This window comes from Rossellomorea vietnamensis (assembly GCF_008180415.1).
Lineage (GTDB): Bacteria > Bacillota > Bacilli > Bacillales > Bacillaceae_B > Rossellomorea > Rossellomorea vietnamensis_C.
The window spans coordinates 28,206-43,973 of the sequence record NZ_VTEI01000007.1; the positions used below are offsets into that span (position 1 = coordinate 28,206).

Consider the following 15,768-nt stretch of genomic DNA (forward strand, 5'->3'; position numbering starts at 1 on the left):
AACCTCCCTTTTACTTTCCCCAATTAATCTTGTACCTTTAAGCCCATTAGATATTCTGCAAGGGCGTCTAATTGCTGATCATCCAGTTCGCCATATGTACCCGTCATTTTATTGCCAGGCTTATATTGCTCAGGATTTTCCAGCCAGTTTTTCAATTCTTCTTCATTATGAGTAAGGAAACCTGCTATACGAGTACGCTCGCCAAAGTTGGCAAGGTTAGGTGCAAGACGTGCCTGTTCAGGTCTTTCATCTACACCTGAAACTGCGTGGCAGCTCAAACATTTTTGATTGAAAATCTCTTGTCCTTGCTGCGCCAGTTCAGTTGTAGGAGCAGGCGCTTCCGTTTCTTGCATAGCTGATACCCAGCTGCCGAATTCATCTTGAGAGATCGCTTTTACTTTGAAATCCATCAAAGCATGGGATGGTCCGCAAAGTTCAGCACATTTTCCATAGAACACATTTTCAACATTTTCCGCAGCTTCGCTGTCAAACTCAAGGAAGAACGTATTGACATTATCAACATTTGTATCGATCTTACCGCCTACTGCCGGAATCCAGAATGAGTGCTTAACATCTGAAGCTGTAACATTGAAGTAAACTTTTCTGTCAGTTGGCACAACTAGATCCTGGGATGTGATGATTCCTTGATCAGGATACTCAAATTCCCACCAGTACAAATTAGCACGGACATTAACAACCAGTGCTTCACGGTTGCCTTCCGCATCTTTCTTTTCCATAGCTTCTGTATCAGCCAATTTAAATGTAGCGGATACAGTAGGAACGGCCAAAATTAAAAGAAGGAGGATCGGAACAGTCGTCCAGATAACCTCTAATGTATGGCTTCCTTCCACCTGCTTAGGAATTCTGTTTTCGTCGCCTTTTTTACGACGGAAACGTGTAATAGCAATAAAATAGACAACTGCAACTACCAGAATCACGAGAACCATGATTACAGTAGACAAGATCATAAGATCGTATTGCATCTGTGCCACTTCACCGGCTGGCTGTAATGTAGAAACAAATGGCTCTCCACAGCCGGAAAGAACGAGCGCCATCAGCGTGAAAAGCGATAATAGACGCCATTTAGATAGCCTTGCTTTCATAGCTTAATCAAACCCCTCTTTCGTGTAATGTACTTTTGGTAAAACTAAAACAAGGACTGAAACCTTTTTTATATGGATTTCCTATAGAAAGAATTCCTGAATTCATTAAATGACTGTTACGATGACCATCGCTACAAAAAGGATTGTCAAATAGTTTAAAGAATAAACAAACATGAGCCTTGCCCATTTCAGATCATCCTTCATTCTATATCCTGAAAGCGCCAGAGCTAACCATCCAAGATTGAATGCTGTAGCTAAAATAAAAAATGGCAAGCCAAGATCCCATAAAAAGAACGGGATTGGAAGGAGCGCTGCTACCCATGCAACACTGTGATGCTTGGTGACTTTGAATCCCTTCACAACTGGAAGCATTGGAATATTCGCAGCCCTGTATTCTTCACAGCGCTTCATAGCGAGGGCATAGAAATGCGGCGGCTGCCAAATAAATACTATCGCAAAAAGCATCCAGGCCATCAGGCTTAGATCAGCATCAACTGCAGCCCATCCAATAAGCGGAGGCACCGCACCTGAAATACTTCCAACAACCGTGTTGCTGACATGCTGTCTTTTCGACCACATGGTATAAAGAACAACATAACTGAAGATGCCGATGATTCCTATTACACCAGCAGTCACAGTAGTCATAAATAAAAATACTGTCCCTAATGTAATCATAAGCAGCCCAATCAATAGTGCTCTGCTTCCTGTTATCTTACCGGTAACAGTAGGGCGTCTCTTGGTTCTCTCCATCAAATGATCAATATCGCGGTCAATAAAGTTATTGATGCTGCAAGCTCCTCCCATGACAAGAGCCGATCCCGCCAAAGTAAGGAACAATGTATCAAGTGAATTAAGAAAATGTGTATTAGTAAAATAGAAGGCTAACCACATACCAGTAAATGTTGTAATTAAATTGGAATTAACAATACCAATTTTTATAAGGGCCAAAAAGTCTTTCCAGGCTGTAGTAACTTGAATATCTGCATCTTTCATATCTGCAATTACTCTGCTGTTAGACATCTTTTCCCCCTCCTCTCTCTTAAATAACAGAGGTTTTCCCACCTCTATACTATAAAGGAATTTCAAAACCATTTCTATAACCATACGGGAATTTAATAGATTTCCTCACTAAATCCCTGAAAAATGATCTGCACAGCCAGAGAATTTTTAAAAATTCCAGCTGTCAATATTATATTAAACCACAGATTTTTTTCTATTTGGGAATGAGAACGGAATGAAATATGGCGATATTGTGTCATCCAGCTTCCTTTCAACATTATAGTTTGTTTCACAGAAACATCATATCATAGATTCGATTGAAACGCTTACAGTCATTCAATGTTTTTATAACAATTCCATGATCCTGATTAACTCCCAATCTCCTTAATTTGTCCTCTGAGGGGCATATTCTCTTTATTCTGTAACATTTTATCTGTTGTTTTTTGATGGTTTATTCGGTATCATCTTAAAGGCGTACATTTTTGCAGAATACCTTTTTTAAACGTTATTACAAGTGTTTTATATTGTATTGATATTTATTTCAGCATGAATATTAGTTTCAGAGTTTATAATTAAAGTAGGTGAATAGATTGCATAAAGGTTTAAAATGGTTAAGCGTTATTACAACCCTTGGAATGCTTTTCGTTTTACTCGGCGGTGCCCTGGTAACCAAAACCGATTCAGGAATGGGCTGCGGCAGGTCCTGGCCTCTCTGCCACGGAGAGTTTGTTCCAAGTGATATCACCTTTGAACTGCTCGTTGAATTATCACATAGGCTGGTTTCCGGAAGTGTGGGAATCCTCGTGCTGGTTCTGGCTGTCTGGTCATGGAAAGCCATAGGTTATAAAAGGGAAACGAAGCTTCTCGCTTCCTTATCTTTTTTCTTTCTGGCAGCACAGGCACTTATAGGAGCTGCAGCTGTCATTTGGGCACAATCCGATTTTGTGCTGGCACTTCATTTTGGAATCTCATTGATTTCTTTCGCAGCCATATTACTTCTAACCCTTTTGATTTTTGAAGTAGACAAAAAATTCGATGCGGACAAGGTTGTCATAGACCGCAAGATGAGGTTTCATATCCTTGGTATCACTCTTTACAGTTACATTGTCGTCTATACCGGCGCTTTAGTCAGGCATACAGACTCAAGCCTAGTCTGCAGGGACTGGCCTTTATGTCTGAACGACAGCCCCGGGCTGCCTGGAAATATGTATGAATGGATTCAAATGGGCCACCGCTTTGCGGCAGCCATCATATTCTTCTGGATTGCCTACGCCGCATACCTCGCAGTCAAGAACTATAAAGATCAGAGAGTGATTTACTGGGGTTGGATCATTGCCTTTATTCTTGTAACCCTTCAGGCTACTACAGGTGCCTTGACGGTCATTACAAGATTGAACCTTATGATTGCCCTTGCGCATGCATTGATCATCTCCTGCTTGTTCGGGCTGCTATGCTATTTGATTCTGCTTGCCTCCCGCAGCAAGATCCGTCAGTAATGTTATTGCAAAAAAGGATGCCGCCCCTCGTGGGACGGCATCCTTTTTTTAGATTCGATCTATTTCAATAAGTAAATCTCCCGGAGCAATTGCATCCCCGCTTTTTACATGGATATCTCTTATAGTTCCAGTGAAAGGTGCCTGTACAGTGGTTTCCATCTTCATAGCTTCGTTGATGAGAAGATGGTCTCCCTGACTGACTTTTTCGCCTTTTCCAGCGATTACCTTTAAGACGGTTCCCGGCATAGTAGCGCCGATATGGTTCTCGTTTTTTGGATTTGCTTTCGGTTTTAAGGCTACCGAAGCTTTAACGCTTTCATCCTTGATGACCACTTCCCTGGCCTGTCCATTCAGTTCGAAATACACAATCCTTGTTCCATCTGCTTGAGGCTGGCCGACAGAAATAAGTTTGACGATCAAAGTCTTACCAGTTTCTATTTCAACCTCCACTTCCTCTCCCAGCCTCATTCCATAAAGGAAAGTCGGTGTATCCAGGACTGAAATATCACCAAATGCTTCTACAGTCTTGCTGTAATCCATAAAGACTTTTGGATAAAGAGCATAGGCTATTGCATCAAAGCTCGTTACTTGACGGTCTAGATCCTTGAACAATTTTTCTTTCAACTCCCCAAAATCTACATCATCAAGCAGTTCACCCGGTCTAACCGTGATTGGTTCTTTTCCTTTAAGAATGGCTTGTTGCAGCTCTTTCGGGAATCCTCCATAAGGCTGTCCGAGATACCCTTCAAATAGCTCAATAACTGAATCAGGGAAATCGATTTTTTCACCGCGCTCTACGACGTCGCTTTCGGTTAAATCATTCTGAACCATGAATAGCGCCATATCCCCCACAACTTTAGAGGAAGGCGTCACTTTGACGATGTCACCGAACAGATGATTCACCCTTGAGTACATTTCTTTGACTTCTTCCCAGCGGTCTCCGAGCCCAACTGCTTTTGCCTGCTGCTGAAGGTTGCTGTATTGGCCGCCTGGCATTTCATGCTCATACACCTCTGTATGGGAAGACATCATGCCGCTCTCAAAATCACGATAATATTTCCTGACATCTTCCCAATAGTGGGAAAGTTTTTCAAGTGACTGTACATTCACTTTAGGTTCTCTATCCATTCCATCAACTGCATAATACAGCGTATTCGCACTCGGCTGGGAAGTTAACCCAGACATGGAGCCTAGAGCCGTATCAACGATATCCACCCCAGCCTCTATTGCTTTTGCATACATGTAGATCCCGTTTCCGCTTGTATCGTGGCTGTGAAGGTGAATTGGCAGGTCAACGGTTTCTTTCAGCTCGGAAATCAGTCGATAAGCTGCCTGAGGCTTCAGCAGTCCAGCCATATCTTTGATTGCAAGGATATGGGCGCCTTGAGCTTCCAGTTCCTTTGCCAAATTCTTATAATACTGTACATCGTACTTTTGTCTGGAAGGATCAAGGATATCACCCGTGTAACAGATGGCCGCTTCTGCAATCTTTCCATTCTGCCTTACAGCGTCAATCGCTGTTTCCATTCCCTGTATCCAGTTAAGACTGTCAAAAATCCTGAAAACATCTATCCCTGTAAAAGCCGATTTTTCCACAAACTCCCTGATGACATTATCAGGATAATTTTTATAACCGACTGCGTTCGAAGCCCTGAGCAGCATTTGAAAAAGCACATTCGGAATTCTTTGTCGAAGTGAAATGAGCCTGTCCCATGGGTCCTCTTTGAGGAAGCGGTATGCCACATCAAAAGTCGCCCCTCCCCACATTTCATAAGAGAAAAGATCCGGCATCAAACGGGCTGAAGGTTCAGCAATCGATTTCAAATCAGTGGTTCTCACCCTGGTTGCCAGCAAGGATTGATGGGCATCCCTGAAAGTGGTATCAGTCAGGAGTACATTTTTTTGTTCCTTGATCCAGTTAACCAGACCTTCAGGGCCTTGCCTGTCAAGAATCTGCTTGGTACCCTCCTGTAAATCCGGCAGTTCTTTCAAATGTGGGATTCTCGGCTTATCAAACACTGGCTTCTTCTTCTTTTCAATCCCTGGGAAACCATTGACTGTAACGTTTCCTATATAGGAAAGCATCTTTGTTCCCCTGTCTTTTCTTTTAGGGAATATAAATAGCTGAGGGGTTGTATCAATAAAGGACGTATCATACTGCCCCGTCAGGAATTGGTCATGTTTTATTACATTTTCCAGGAAAGGAATGTTCGTCTTGATACCCCTAATCCGGAATTCCTGAAGATTGCGGACCATTTTAGATGCGGCTTGATCAAACGATAAAGCCCATGTAGATACTTTAACAAGCAGCGAATCGTAAAACGGGGTAATGATCGCTCCTTGGTAGCCGTTACCCGCATCGAGCCTTACACCAAAACCGCCTCCTGAACGATAGGCCATAATCTTTCCTGTATCAGGCATGAAGTTATTCAATGGGTCCTCTGTTGTTACCCTTGATTGAATGGCATAGCCGTGAATCGAAATTTTCTCTTGCTCCGGTATTCCGATTTTACTTCCATGCAGTTCATTTCCTTCAGCAATCATAATTTGAGACTGTACGATATCGACACCGGTGATCATTTCAGTGATCGTATGCTCTACCTGCACCCTTGGATTTACTTCGATAAAATAGAAACGGTTATCTGCTACAAGGAATTCCACTGTACCGGCATTCACATAGTCTACATTTTTCATCAATTGGACTGCCGCATTGCATATCTCGTCCCTGAGCTGTTCATCCAGCGACACACACGGTGCAACTTCCACCACTTTTTGATGCCTACGCTGAACTGAGCAGTCTCTTTCAAATAAATGGATGATATTTCCCTGCTCATCCCCTAATATCTGAACCTCTATATGCTTTGGATTCTGCACAAATTTTTCTACATACACTTCATCATTTCCAAATGCTGCTTTAGCTTCGGATTTGGCTCTCTCAAAGGACTCTTTCACTTGGTCGGGTCCATGGACGATTCTCATTCCTCTTCCGCCTCCTCCAAGTGAGGCTTTAATGATGATAGGATAACCGTGTGCCTTCCCGAATTGGACTACTTCCTCAAGTCCGTTGACCGGTCCGTCACTGCCCGGTATAACAGGTATATTAGCGAGCTGGGCCTGATGCCTGGCCTTTACTTTATCTCCAAACATATCTAGATGTTTGGAGTGGGGGCCTATAAAGGTAATGCCTTCTTCTTCACATCTTCTTGCAAAATTTATATTCTCAGACAGGAAGCCGTACCCGGGGTGAATGGCATCTACATCCGCCTTCTTGGCAATTTCAATGATGCCCTCGATATCAAGGTAAGCGTCAATCGGTTTTTTCCCCTCGCCAACAAGGTAGGCTTCATCTGCTTTATAACGGTGGTAGGAACCTGAATCCTCTTTAGAATAAACCGCAACGGTCCTAAGATTTAATTCTGTACATGCACGGAAAACCCGAATGGCGATTTCTCCGCGGTTGGCCACTAGAACTTTGTTAAATTTCCTCAAATTATACCTCTCCTTTAAGCAATAATCTTGTATGTAAATAAACATGCAGATGATGAAAAACCAAATCTAAAATTTTTAATTTTTCAAACAAATCTGCTTATATAGAAGGGCTGATCACTAAGGAGTTTCTTAAATAACCAGCCCATTCTTTCTAATGATGGATATTATATACATTTTTCACTTCACTGCTGGTGTTGGCAGCAGAAATTTCTTTTTTCTCTCTGTACTTTTCATCATATTTGACAAACATCGATACATTCACCAGGACACCCATAGAAAGCGAAAGCACCAGAAGGGATGACCCTCCATAACTGACGAAAGGGAGTGGGACACCGGTAATTGGTATCACACCGGATACCCCTCCAAGATTAATGAATGCCTGAAGGCCAATCATGCTTGAAATACCGACAGCAAGCATAGTGCCGAAAGGGTCCCGGCTCTTCACCCCGGTGTATATGCCCCGAAGTACAATGTAGGAAAGCCCCAGAATGACAAAAGCAACCCCAAGGAGACCAAGTTCCTCTACAATGATGGCCATGATGAAGTCGGTGTGGGATTCAGGCAGATAACCGAGCTTCTGGATCCCTTGTCCCAGTCCTAGACCTTGTAGTCCCCCTGCGCCTATAGCTAAATAGGAATTGACAAGCTGGTATCCTTCTCCTTGAGCATATTGAAAAGGATCAAGATAGGCATGGATCCTTCCCACCCTTTCATTGGTGAAAATATAATTCCTGCCAAGATAAATGAAAGGTGAAACCAAGACCAGCAGCCCTGCTCCCAACGCCCCAAGCTTAAAAAACATCTTAAAGCTTATGCCGGAGCACAGTATCACAAAGCAGCCAATCACAAAGATGATACCAGCTGTTCCATAATCAGGTTCAAGGAAGACCAGGAAACAGATAAAACCAAAAATCAGTAATGGCGGCATTACTCCCACATTCAATTGATCTATGTAATCCTGCTTCTTAGCATAAACCGCAGAGAGATAAATGATGACCGATAACTTGGCAAATTCAGAAGGCTGGATCTGCATGATGCCTATGTTGATCCAACTTTGAGCTCCATTCACTTCAACCCCGACGAAATGGACAGCCAGCAAGAGTCCAATCGTGCCGAACAGCACTGCCTTTAGAGGAAGCTTGAACCTCGTAAACGCTTTGTACGGGAAGACAGCTGCCAATAAGAAAGCCGAGAGTCCGACAAAAATATTAAATAACTGTTTTTTATAGAAGTGATCACTGCTGGTTTCATAGAATTCTACAGCAGTCACCATGCTGGCGCTGTAAATCATGATCAATCCGAAAAAGCACAAGAAAATATAAACAGCTATCAACGAGTAATCGTACGATTTTAATATTTTTTTTATAAGCATAGTCTCTTCCTATCCCTTTTTTAGAAATATTCTATTTAAATAGTTAAAATCCTGCTAATCTCTTTAAATAGAAACATTATTGACGGGCTAGTAAAAAAACCCAAACAACCGCATGCTTTTGTTTGAGTTTTCACTATTATTTATTTTTTAGTAGAAGCTTCATGCAGGGCAGAAAGCTCTCTTTCTAAAGAATCCATAAGGGTCTTTCCATCTGTTCCGTCTACTAGTCCAAGGCGGACAGCAAACTCTATTTCACGGGATAATCCGAACATTTGAGTATCCAACACTTCCTCATATAAAGGACATTGGGGCATCGTTAAATTATCCATCTGTACTTTTATAAGCTTTAATATTTTTTCTGCGTCAGCCTTCAGCAGCTGATAGGCTTTTTCACGATGGTCGATTTTCATCTCAGACGCCATAATGATCCCCCCATTCCGTACAAATAGCGACTCTCTTATCTTAAAATTTTATCGCTAAACCGAGTAAATTGCAAGGAAAAAAGAAAAGAGGAAGCGGCCGAGCAGAGAGTTTTAAAATTGTATGCTGCCCTCTTGGGATAAAGGAGGAAACATTGACAAAATGCTCCCTTGAGTATGAGGGATTCATATTAATAGGAGCCTGAAGTTAATTAGGTTTTTCTCGTTTTATTTCAGGATGTATTTCAGAATGGAAATTCGCGGCAATTTTCAGGAAGGATCAGTGTACAGCTGGAGGTAGAATTAAAAGACTTCCGGGAGTCGAACCTCACCTGTTCGCGGCTCTCAAGGATTTCTAATAGAAGCAGGTAATTGGTTTGATTATTATAGGCTCCACTTTTCTTTTTTATTTAGTTAGTACGTCTCCTAAATAACTGACAGCGATAGTTTTTTTCACTTTCTATCATGACTGCTTCCGTATGAACCAACCAATTCAGCTTATATACCGTCTTATTTATACATCCATTTAAACCGCCTGTGCGTCGAGCAATCTTAAAAAATGCTCCATTTATATTCGGAACCCATCAGTTCAAGCAGCCTTAATCCCGCAATGCTGTTTCCGGTTTCATCAAGAGCCGGGCCGAAAATCCCAATTCCGCACTTTCTTGGAACAGAACCCATGATCCCCCCGGACACACCGCTTTTTGCCGGAATTCCTACTTTTATGGCAAACTCACCGGATGAATTGTACATCCCGCACGTCACCATGAACGTTTTGCAAATACGGGCAACATCTCTTGTAATCAATTGCCTGCCGGTTACAGGATCGATCCCGTCATTGGCGAATACCGCACCAATTTTAGCAAGGTCCTGACAATTCATCTCGATTGCGCATTGCTTAGTATAAAGATAAATCAAATTTTCAATATCCCCTTGTATAACACCATGCTGTTTCATAAAGTACCCAAGGGAACGATTCAGAAATGCTGTATTAAATTCAGACTGAGCTACTTCAGAGTTATAAGTTACTTCATTATCTCCGGTCAGCACCCTGACAAAAGCAAGCAGCCTCTCCCACTTTTCTTCATTAGTGGAACCTTTGATCATATCTGTCACCGCAAGAGCCCCTGCATTGATCATTGGATTCAGCGGTTTGGACACCTTATTGGTTTCCAATTTCACAATGGAGTTAAAAGGATCACCTGTGGGCTCCATTCCGACCTTTGAAAAGACCTCCTCTTCTCCATAATCCATCAGCACAAGTGCAAGGGTAATCACTTTGGAGATGCTTTGCAAAGTGAATTTTTCCAAGTAATCGCCTGCTGAGAAGAATTCGCCGTTCAAAAAACAAACAGAGACAGAAAGATTACCTTTATTCTCCTTTTTTAACGCTGGAATGTAATCTATCAGTTTTCCTTGAGCAGAAATCGGCCGTGCTTCCTCGACCATTTTTGTTAAGATATCATCGTTTATATACATCAGAAACCTCCTATCCTAAAGATTGTTGTCTTTTATCTTTTCCCAACATGGATGACCGTTACTCATCGGTAGGACAGGATAGATGTGAAAGCGGAATATTATCTGATATACTAAGGGTATAACACAGATGGAGGGAAGCAGATGGATACTTCAATTGTACCTTTGACAGGAAAGGTGAAATATCAAATCACACTAGATCCAGGTGTCTGGATTTTCGATGACAGAAAAGTCGATTTAAATACATATTTTCAAGATGAAGAAAAAGCGAAGAATGAGCTGGATGAGTACACCAAAAATATGTCCAAAAACTGGACTAGGGAAATTCAGGAAGGCGCCACTTCACCCCCTACTTTAAAAACGGAAAAGAAATATGAAAAAGAAAAGATTATGACCGGAACTTTCGGCATACCCTTGGATCCGTTCCTGAAGAACGCCCAGCCCGATGAGGATGCTGATACACTCATTATCTTGACAGAGGACCCGGGTAATGAAGTTAGTTTTCCTCTCTCTAAGAGCAGTGAAATCATTTTCGGCTTCTCAAAAGATGGCCAGCCACTTAAGGAAGACGGACCGGTCCATGTTCTCTTCAAAGATGGCTCAAACCTTGATAATCCTATCAAGAGTGTGCGGGGAATTAAAGTTAAGTAACTTAAAACATCCCTGAGCTTGAGAAAATGAGTGTAAACGGTTTTCGAGATTAATTGTTCACAAAAAAACGATTCAGCGTGCAATAACTGAATCGTTTTTTCATATGGTAATAATGTATTTTTCAGCTGCTCACAATATATCAGCTGCCAGCTGCGCCAGTCCGGACCTTTCTCCTTTCATAAGCTTGATATGACCAGCAACAGGATGATCCTTGAATTTTTCAACCACATACGTCAGGCCATTATTATATTCATCAAGGTAAGGGTGATCGATTTGCGCAGGATCCCCCATAAGAACGATTTTACTCTTTTCTCCCACGCGGGTCAGGATGGTTTTTACCTCATGCTTTGTAAGATTCTGAGCCTCGTCAATAATGATAAATTGCTCAGGTATGCTTCTTCCCCTGATATAAGTCAGCGCCTCTACTTCTATTGAGCCCATGCCAGCCAATATGTCGTCCAATTCCCCTGGTTTTTTCGTGTTGAATAAATACTCCAGATTATCAAATATCGGCTGCATCCACGGTCTCAGCTTTTCTTGTTTTTCACCAGGCAAATACCCTATATCTTTTCCTACAGGAACAATCGGCCTTGCAACTAAAAGCTTTTTATAAGCTTGAAGATCTTCGGCTTGCAGCAAGCCTGCAGCAAGAGCTAAGAGAGTCTTCCCTGTTCCGGCCTTGCCAACCATGGTGATCAAAGGGATGTCTTCCCTTAAAAGCAGTTCAATCGCCATTGTCTGCTGTACATTTCTCGGTTTGATTCCCCATATATGATCCTGGTCATACACCAGCTTTTTCACAAACCTGCCTGTAATATCCACGACACCTACCGCTGAAGCAGAACTCCCCAATGAATCTTTCATCAGGAGGAATTGGTGAGAGTAAAAAGGATGCTGAGTGATATCCGCTAATGGAATTTCACCCTTTTCATAAAATTTATCAAGCAGCTCCTTTGGAATGTAAATTTCAATGAATCCGCTGTATATATCGCTTACATCCACTACCCTGTCGCTTAAAAAATCTTCCGCCTGCAGCCCCAGTGCATCCGCCTTTACTCGGACCAGGGTATCCTTGCTGACCAATATAACTTGTCTTCCATCTTCTTTTGTCTCTTCTTCGAGTGATAAATTTTTGGCTACAGCCAATATACGGTTATCATTTGTCTTTTCTACAAAAATTTCCTGCAACTGATGAAAGGACCGGTGGTTCAACTCTATACGCAAAGTTCCGCCATTATACAGCGGAATACTTTCATGGAGCTTTCCTTGCTGCCGTAAGCTATCAATTATTTTCGATACGTGTCTTGCATTGCGCCCAATTTCGTCCATATAACGTTTTTTGCTGTCCACTTCTTCCAATACTACTGCGGGAATAATTACTTCATTATCTTGAAAGGAAAAAACTGCTTGCGGGTCTTGCAATAAGACATTGGTATCCAATACATAAATTTTTTTCAAATCGATGCCTCCTGCTCCTCTATTCTTATACTATTGTATGTAGACCCTCTTCATCCGGTTATTACTAAAGAGTCCACTTAAATAGGACGGCCCGTTGCTAAAATATATGAACCAAGGAATAAATATAGAAGAAGATTACACAATAAGAACTACAGATATAATAATCGGAGGTTGCATAATGAAAAAATGGCTAGCATTAATTTCACTCATCATCCTAATATCAGGGTGTAATCAGCAGAACAACCAGACCGCTTACGATAATCAAGGAAATGGCGCTAATCCACGCCCGATTAATGTAGAAAACAGTGAAATACACAACGAGCAGCAAAATGAATCAAGCCAGGAAATATCGGAAAATCTGGTTAGAATTGCTACTTCCGTACCTGATGTTAAAGATGCCACAGCAGTAGTATTAGGAAAATATGCCTTTGTTGGCATTGATGTCAATTCAACTGTTGAAAGATCTGAAGTAGGTACAATAAAGTATTCAGTTGCAGAGGCCTTGAAAGACGATCCTCACGGAGCACGAGCCATGATTGTGGCTGATCCGGATCTTTATGCACGGCTGCAGGAAGTCGGCAGCGATATCGAAAATGGAAGGCCTGTCCAAGGTGTGCTGAACGAACTGTCAGATATCGCCGGGCGGTTGATGCCTGAACTTCCTAAAAACACACAGCAGAATAATCCTGATAATGCCCCTGAACAATCCACAGATAAAGCAGATGGACAAGAAGAAAGACAGCTAGAGGAAGAACAGCAGGACCAATCAAACAATTATATGAACAGAAATCAAAATAACAATCAATAAAGAAGGCTGTTTTCGTATATATTGCTGTTTTTGGATTTTCACCGATACTAAGGGTTCTCTCTCTAATCAGGAAGAGCAGCTCTTTTCTTTTCTTGCTAACCAGGTTATTCCATTGAGTTAAGGTTTTTTTCAGAATTAGCAGCCTATAGAAGCAAAGTTTACGTAAAGAGCTTAATAAAAAGGCTGTTTTCGCATATATTGTTGCTTTCGGAAAAATCCCAAGAGCCGGATTTTTCCCCGTATACTAAGAGTTTTATCTCTTATCGGGGAAGAGCAGCTCTTTTCTTTTCGATATTACCGGAATTTTCCCTTCTTAAGATTTATATTTTTCGCAATTAGTATCAAATAGCAACAAAGTTTACGAAAAGAGCCAATAAAAAACAAAAGAAGCCTTGGAAAAGCTTAGGATTAAGCTTTTTTCATGGCTTCTATTACTTGCCGGTCCAATCTGCCGGCAGCTTCTTTATCATAAGTTTTCTCATATTGAGGTTCAACGGAAATCCTGGACCCATAGAACATTACATCCCTCACTTCTTCAATATCAAGAGAAATCAGGGACAGATTAAGAGGGACGTTCAGCAGTTTCTCAGATTTCATTTGGCATAGGAGGATTCATTTGCTATGATATTCAGCACAACCAGAGGGTTCCCCTCAACATTTTTAATGATTCGGGAACGGCTGTCGACAACAAACAGGATTCTCTCCTCACTTTCAGCATAAACCCAAGAAATTGCACACAAGTTAGGTCCTCCCGTTTCATGGTCAACGGTAGAAACCGAGATGAGTTTTTCATTCTGGAGTTCTTCAAATAAAGCAGGAATTAATTTTGATTCAATTCTATTCATTGAAATCCCTCCCCTAATTACCTATAGTATACATCAGAAAAAGAAAGAAAAGAAAACAAATGAAGCTTTTACAAACGAATTTTATTAAGTAAATAATTCATATTCCAAGGGACTTTTGAAGGTCCCTTTACAGCACCATATCAGCAAACATTTTTAGAAATGCCGGCTGCTAAAAGAAGAAATACTCTTGTCTACGTGATATACTTAGATTGGAATACATACCCATACTCATCGAGACATGGAGGTGTCTAAATATGAGAGTGAAATGCACTCTGTGTGATGTGATTGAGTCTATAAATGATGAATCATTGACAGCAAAGCGGCTAAGAAACCGCCCAATCCATACTTATATGTGTGATAAATGCCGTGAACGGATCACAAATAGAACAAAAGAACGGGCAGACACCGGAAATTTCAGGCTGTACCGTTCCGCAAAATCCAAAAATGACTTCTAGCACAGTCCTAAAAGGAAGTCTGGCAGGAATTACTTCCGGTATCATTATGGGCTTCTTTTTAAAGCTGACTGAGAATGCGACCGGCCAAAAAGTCTATATTCTGCTGCTGAACGTTGATTTCATTCCTGTCATTGGTAAGATCCAGTGGACGGAACTGATTGAGTTCATTTTTCACTTGCTTGTTTCTTTGGTGTTAGGTCTTGTCTTTTATCACCAGTCACGGAAATCGAAACTCAGATATTGGAAGAGACTGGGACTAGTTGCAGCCCTTACGCTGCCTGCCCTTTTTTTATACTTCCCTCTCTCGGTCCTGGCCAGAAAAGAGGTTCCGGCGGTTGATAATTGGGAAGCCTTTTTATATTGGAGCTTGGCACATATCCTGTTTGCCTTCTTCCTGAACCACCTATATCCCGTTCTAGAGAAATGGAAAAGTTAATCTTTTTGAAAGGCTCTTTTCTAAAAGATTGTTGCTATTGAATGCTATATTTTCCTCCTTCCTATTTTTACTAGAAGGATTGGAGCGTAAGGCGTGCGACCTCTTGCGGGACTAGCGGGCGTCTAGTTCCAGCACCTTGCTCACCCCTCGGGGTGAGCAAGGTGCTTCTACTTTTGATGACAGGTGAGACCCCGCAGGCGAAGCCGAGGAGGCACAACGCCCGCCCCGCGGAGTCGTGCGCCTGGAGTGGAAATCCATTACTTTTAAAATAGCACAATATATACGAAAACAGCCTTCTGAAAAAAGTGTAAATGATTTGTCCATTCTCTCGGATACAGGCAGGGGAAACATTGTAAACGGCTATACACAGAAGAAGATATCCATAAACTACAAAAAAGCAGAGGACCTCGGTCCTCTGCTTTTTCTTATGAACGTGCTTCTTCGTTTTTATGGCTTCGCAGCCTGACTTTATAGATAATCAAAATCAAGGCGGCGACCACCAGTCCTTCAGCTACAGGAAGAAATATCCCCAAGAAGGTCAGTATAGTTGAACCTGCAGCGAGGAAAAAATAAATGACCGCCGACTTCAATAACGGCAATTTTTTTGCGAACCCCAGCTTGTATACCAATACTGATAAAGCAATGATAGTAAGGTAAAGAAGCCACATACCGAGCTCCGTATTTTCCTCGACCCGGTAAAGGGATGCGAAAAAGGATAAACGCTCTGTTACATCCATTTCCTGATCACTCCTAAACTGTTA

General features: G+C 41.7%; 13 protein-coding genes and 1 pseudogene. 5 read left to right on the forward strand and 9 right to left on the reverse strand.

The window, feature by feature from the left end; genetic code table 11:
* Window positions 1–23: 23 nt before the first annotated feature.
* Together coxB and cyoE are read right to left on the reverse strand one after the other, a co-directional pair.
* A complete protein-coding gene (gene coxB / locus FZC78_RS13915) occupies window positions 24–1,103 on the reverse strand; it encodes a cytochrome c oxidase subunit II (protein ID WP_148940418.1) in 1,080 nt (359 codons plus the stop codon).
* 105 nt (window positions 1,104–1,208) lie between these two features.
* On the reverse strand, window positions 1,209–2,123 hold the full coding sequence (gene cyoE, locus FZC78_RS13920) for a heme o synthase (RefSeq protein WP_148940420.1): 915 nt from the start codon (window positions 2,121–2,123) through the stop codon (window positions 1,209–1,211).
* A 569-nt stretch (window positions 2,124–2,692) separates the two neighbouring features.
* Here cyoE and FZC78_RS13925 point away from each other — a divergent pair.
* Window positions 2,693–3,598 (forward strand): COX15/CtaA family protein, encoded by a 906-nt coding sequence (locus FZC78_RS13925; protein ID WP_148940422.1) that lies wholly within the window; start codon window positions 2,693–2,695, stop codon window positions 3,596–3,598.
* 48 nt (window positions 3,599–3,646) lie between these two features.
* On the opposite strand, the gene pyc is transcribed toward FZC78_RS13925, so the two are convergent.
* The 4 genes from pyc to glsA all read right to left on the reverse strand — a co-directional run bounded on the left by pyc (window position 3,647) and on the right by glsA (window position 10,357).
* On the reverse strand, window positions 3,647–7,087 hold the full coding sequence (gene pyc, locus FZC78_RS13930; RefSeq protein ID WP_252183624.1) for a pyruvate carboxylase: 3,441 nt from the start codon (window positions 7,085–7,087) through the stop codon (window positions 3,647–3,649).
* 151 nt (window positions 7,088–7,238) lie between these two features.
* Window positions 7,239–8,459, reverse strand: a complete 1,221-nt coding sequence (locus tag FZC78_RS13935; RefSeq protein ID WP_148940426.1) for an FtsW/RodA/SpoVE family cell cycle protein — start codon at window positions 8,457–8,459, stop codon at window positions 7,239–7,241.
* A 140-nt stretch (window positions 8,460–8,599) separates the two neighbouring features.
* A complete protein-coding gene (locus tag FZC78_RS13940; protein ID WP_148940427.1) occupies window positions 8,600–8,881 on the reverse strand; it encodes a YlaN family protein in 282 nt (93 codons plus the stop codon).
* Between the two features lie 549 nt (window positions 8,882–9,430).
* Window positions 9,431–10,357: a glutaminase A gene (glsA, locus tag FZC78_RS13945; RefSeq protein ID WP_148940429.1), complete on the reverse strand. Its 927-nt coding sequence runs from the start codon at window positions 10,355–10,357 to the stop codon at window positions 9,431–9,433.
* Window positions 10,358–10,498: 141 nt separating this feature from the next.
* Here glsA and FZC78_RS13950 point away from each other — a divergent pair, with 141 nt between their 5' ends.
* On the forward strand, window positions 10,499–11,005 hold the full coding sequence (locus tag FZC78_RS13950; RefSeq protein ID WP_148940430.1) for a peptidyl-prolyl cis-trans isomerase: 507 nt from the start codon (window positions 10,499–10,501) through the stop codon (window positions 11,003–11,005).
* 129 nt (window positions 11,006–11,134) lie between these two features.
* Here the strand turns inward: FZC78_RS13950 and FZC78_RS13955 are convergent, their stop codons facing one another.
* Window positions 11,135–12,463, reverse strand: coding sequence for a PhoH family protein (locus FZC78_RS13955; protein WP_148940432.1), 1,329 nt, complete (start codon window positions 12,461–12,463; stop codon window positions 11,135–11,137).
* A gap of 178 nt (window positions 12,464–12,641) precedes the next feature.
* Here FZC78_RS13955 and FZC78_RS13960 point away from each other — a divergent pair, with 178 nt between their 5' ends.
* A complete protein-coding gene (locus FZC78_RS13960) occupies window positions 12,642–13,271 on the forward strand; it encodes a YhcN/YlaJ family sporulation lipoprotein (RefSeq protein WP_148940434.1) in 630 nt (209 codons plus the stop codon).
* Between the two features lie 408 nt (window positions 13,272–13,679).
* Here FZC78_RS13960 and FZC78_RS13965 read toward each other — a convergent pair.
* Window positions 13,680–14,116 (reverse strand): annotated as a pseudogene (locus FZC78_RS13965) (hypothetical protein).
* 254 nt (window positions 14,117–14,370) lie between these two features.
* On the opposite strand from FZC78_RS13965, the gene FZC78_RS13970 reads away from it, so the two are divergent.
* Together FZC78_RS13970 and FZC78_RS13975 are read left to right on the forward strand one after the other, a co-directional pair.
* Window positions 14,371–14,571, forward strand: coding sequence for a YlaI family protein (locus tag FZC78_RS13970; RefSeq protein ID WP_148940436.1), 201 nt, complete (start codon window positions 14,371–14,373; stop codon window positions 14,569–14,571).
* A complete protein-coding gene (locus tag FZC78_RS13975; RefSeq protein ID WP_148940438.1) occupies window positions 14,561–15,007 on the forward strand; it encodes a hypothetical protein in 447 nt (148 codons plus the stop codon). Before FZC78_RS13970 ends, FZC78_RS13975 begins: the two co-directional genes overlap by 11 nt.
* Window positions 15,008–15,432: 425 nt before the next feature.
* On the opposite strand, the gene FZC78_RS13980 is transcribed toward FZC78_RS13975, so the two are convergent.
* Window positions 15,433–15,744, reverse strand: a complete 312-nt coding sequence (locus FZC78_RS13980) for a YlaH-like family protein (RefSeq protein ID WP_148940439.1) — start codon at window positions 15,742–15,744, stop codon at window positions 15,433–15,435.
* Window positions 15,745–15,768: the final 24 nt, after the last annotated feature.